The following is a 3,778-nucleotide window of genomic DNA, read 5'->3' as shown; positions in this document are numbered from 1 at the left end:
GCACCAGGGCGCGGCGCCCGCCGGTGCCTCCGACGCGACCCGGTACATCGCCCCCGTACCGGGGCAGCAGCCCGGTGACCGCCGGCCGCCGGCGGAGTTCGACAACCTCTTCCGGGACCCGGCCCGGCAGGCCCCGCCGCAGCAGCCGCAGGCGCCGCACGGGTACGGGCAGCCGGCCCCGCCCGCGTACCCCCAGCAGCACCAGCAGCACCAGCAGCAGCACCAGCCCCCGCAGCCTCCCGCGCAGCAGTTCGCCTACCAGGACGCCTACTACGACGACGAGCCCGCGCCGCGCCGCAAGTCGCCGGTCGCGCTGATCGCCGCCGTGGTCGTGGGCTGCGCCGTCGTCGGGCTCGGCGCGGGGATCCTGCTCAACGGCGGTGACGAGGAGGACCCGAAGGCGGCCGGGCAGAACGTGGCCGCGAGCTCCCCGACCCCCTCCGCCGAGGTCACCCCCTCGTCCTCCGCGCCGCCGGAGAAGCCCGCCGACCCGGCGGAGCCGCAGGCCCAGGAGCTGGACAGGCTCCTCGCGACGAGCAACAGCAGCCGGGACACGGTCATCAGCTCGGTCGAGTCGATCAAGCAGTGCAAGAACCTCGACAAGGCGGCGGCGGACCTGCGGGACGCGGCGAAGCAGCGCCGCGGCCTGGTGACGCGGCTGCGCGGGATCTCCGTCGACAAGCTCCCGGACCACGCCGCGCTCACCGCCTCCCTCACCAAGGCCTGGCAGGCCTCGGCCGCCGCGGACGACCACTACGCGGCCTGGGCCGTGCAGATGAAGGACAAGAAGGCCTGCAAGGGCGGCAAGGCGTCGTCGACCAACCAGCTGGTCGCGGCGAACAAGCGGAGCGGCGAGGCGACGACGGCCAAGCGGAAGGCGGCCGGGCTGTGGAACCCGACCGCCGACAAGTACGGCCTGGAGCGCCGTACGCCCACCCAGCTCTGACCGGCCGGGCGGACCCGGGGGCCGTTCGGCCCCCGGCGCTCAGGGGGCCGTGAGCACGGCCGTGCCGACGTCGACGAAGCCGGGCCGCTGCGCCACCAGGCGTCCGCCGCGCACGACCTGGAAGGTCACCGCCTGGTTGACGATCCGGGGGAAGCCGGGGGCGGCGAGCAGGTCCTCGTACTTCCAGCGCAGCGGCGGGGTGAGCCCGCCGGTGTCGATGCGGGCGCCCCGGTCGAGGGCGTGGGTGATCTGCACGGAGCTGACGCGGTCGCTGTCGAGGGACTCGACGACCGTCTTGAGGACGGTGTAGGCGATCCAGGTCGTCTGGACGCCCGCGTCGGCCGGGTCGACCCGGTTGTCGGCGAAGGCGTGCTCCCGGATGACCTTCCGCATCGGCTCCCAGCTCCTGTGGGTCGCCTCCGGGTACCAGCCGGTGACGTAAGCGCCCTCGAACGGGCTGTGGGCGCCGCCGGTGCGGTCGATGACCGGCTGTCCGACGCTGCCGAGCACGGAGGAGATGCGGACCGGATCGCCGTTCTCCCCCTCGCCGTTCCTCCCCTCACCGTCGCCGGCGCCGCCGTTCCCGGGGAGGCGGCGGAAGGAGTCGAAGAAGGTCTGGGTCCGCTCACCGAGCACGGCGGTGACGCAGCCGTCCTCGGCGCCCGCGCGTTCGCGCGCGCGGGCGGCCTGCCGGCTGTACTCGGCCGCGTCCTCCACGGCCGGGATGTCCACGGCGCTGCGGTGACTGGCCTTGCGCAGGCCGGAGTTGAGCAGGCTGGGGAGCTTGTCCCCGGCGAGGGTGTCGGGCCGGACCAGGGAGACCCGGCGGCAGGTTTCGGCGAGCTGCATGCCGTGCCCGGCGAGGAGCGCGGCCTGGCCGCCGTTGACGGGGTACGAGAGCGGGCTCGTGAACTCGTCCTCCGTGAGGCCGTAACCGCCGATGTACGGGATGCCGGCGGCCTCCAGCGGGGCCATGAACGCGCGGCCGTTCTGGCTGTACGAGCCGACGACCGCCACCGCGTTCTCGCGGACCGCGCGACGGGCGCAGGCGGCGGCGCCGACGGCGCTGTTCTGTTCGTTGCAGGTCAGGACGCGCAGCTCGTGGCCGTCGATGCCGCCCTGCGCGTTGACCCAGCGGGCGAAGGTCTGCGCCATCGCGGGCATGCCGGGCATGTTGGTCGCACGGGTCTGGTCGGGAGCCCACGTCATCACCGTGACGGGCTCCCTGGAGCCCCCCGTGGCTCCAGGGAGCAGACCACAGCCGGTGAGCAGCGTCGCTCCCGCCGCCGTGGTCGTGACGAGCGCGAGGAGTGAGGTCAGTCGCCTACCGGTCATGGGCATGCACAATTCCGCCTCACGGGTAACGCGGTGGTGAGCACGGTTCAACGGACGGTGACGTCGAGGTGAATTGCGGGGGCGGCCGCCGGAGCGGGAGGGTGCGGGTCCGCTTACCGGACAAGGGGAACGTACGATCGAAACGTGTCCAGTCCTGTCTCCGGTTCGGTGAACTCTTCCCGTCGCGGCCGTCGCTCCTCCACCATGGGCGGCATGCCGCTCAACGACATGCCGTGGTGGCGCTGGCGCAGCAACGTGCGCTCGGCGCTGCACATGCTCTCCGACCCCACCTTCCACGAGACGACCTGGCTGACCGGCCAGGAGGGATACGGAGACGTCACCGACGCCGTCTACCGCCTGGTCGAGGACACCTGGCTCGACAACTGGTCGGCCGAGAAGTACGTCGGCGCGATCTTCCGCGACACGGCCGAGGCAGCCCTCGTGGACGTCGCCGTCCTGCGGGTTCTGCGCATCCTCCACCAGGTCGGCCCGGACGCCCCGGTCACCGCCTACCTGGAGCACCCCGGCTGGCCCGAGGCCGTGCGGGCCGCCCGCGAGGCCCACGTACGGATGGCGACGGCCGACGGCGAGGACCCCGACACGCCGCCCCGCTCCCTCGACCTGCTCCGCATCATGACGCGATCGTGACGCGGTCCCGAACCGTTCCGTCCGCCCGGACCGTTCCGTCTGGCGGACGTGCGGCCGGGACGGGCGACGCCATGTGGCAGGCTAACGGGATGACCGATCAGTACGTCCTCACCCTCTCGTGCCCCGACAAGCAGGGCATCGTTCACGCCGTGTCGAGCTACCTCTTCATCACCGGCTGCAACATCGAGGACAGTCAGCAGTTCGGAGACCGTGACACCGGTCTCTTCTTCATGCGGGTCCACTTCTCGGCCGAGGCGCCGGTGACGGTGGACAAGCTGCGCGCCAGCTTCGCGGCCGTCGGCGACTCCTTCGCCATGGACTGGCAGATCCACCGCGCCGACGAGCGGATGCGGATCGTCCTCATGGTCTCGAAGTTCGGGCACTGCCTGAACGACCTGCTGTTCCGCTCGCGGATCGGGGCGCTGCCGGTCGAGATCGTCGCCGTCGTCTCCAACCACACCGACTTCGCGGAGCTCGCCGCCTCCTACGGCATCCCCTTCCGGCACATCCCCGTCACCAAGGACATCAAGCCGCAGGCCGAGGCCGAGCTCCTGGAGCTCGTCCGAGCGGAGAACGTCGAGCTCGTCGTCCTCGCCCGCTACATGCAGGTGCTCTCGGACGACCTGTGCAAGGAGCTGAGCGGGCGAATCATCAACATCCACCACTCCTTCCTGCCGAGCTTCAAGGGCGCCAAGCCGTACCACCAGGCCCACGCGCGCGGGGTGAAGTTGATCGGCGCCACGGCCCACTACGTGACGGCCGACCTCGACGAGGGCCCGATCATCGAGCAGGAGGTGGAGCGGGTCGGCCACGAGGTCACCCCGGACCAGCTCGTCGCGATCGGCCGGG

The 3,778-nt window shown here is 71.9% G+C and carries 3 protein-coding genes and 1 pseudogene; 3 read left to right on the top strand and 1 reads right to left on the bottom strand.

From position 1 onward, the window contains the following. A pseudogene (locus RIF68_RS30500) lies at window positions 1–946 on the top strand (hypothetical protein); the annotation flags it as partial. A gap of 39 nt (window positions 947–985) precedes the next feature. Here the strand turns inward: RIF68_RS30500 and RIF68_RS30495 are convergent. Further along, complete coding sequence (locus RIF68_RS30495; RefSeq protein WP_309054507.1) at window positions 986–2,281, bottom strand: ABC transporter substrate-binding protein; 1,296 nt, start codon at window positions 2,279–2,281, stop codon at window positions 986–988. 204 nt (window positions 2,282–2,485) lie between these two features. Here RIF68_RS30495 and RIF68_RS30490 point away from each other — a divergent pair, with 204 nt between their 5' ends. Continuing rightward, a complete protein-coding gene (locus RIF68_RS30490) occupies window positions 2,486–2,929 on the top strand; it encodes a hypothetical protein (RefSeq protein WP_309054506.1) in 444 nt (147 codons plus the stop codon). Between the two features lie 89 nt (window positions 2,930–3,018). Continuing rightward, window positions 3,019–3,778, top strand: a 760-nt coding sequence (gene purU / locus RIF68_RS30485) for a formyltetrahydrofolate deformylase (protein WP_309054505.1), incomplete at its 3' end; no start/stop codon positions are given.

It is taken from the genome of Streptomyces sp., assembly GCF_031178505.1.
Classification (GTDB): domain Bacteria; phylum Actinomycetota; class Actinomycetes; order Streptomycetales; family Streptomycetaceae; genus Streptomyces; species Streptomyces gulbargensis.
Note: the sequence above shows the minus strand (reverse complement) of the source record. Positions and strands in the feature narration are given on the sequence as shown.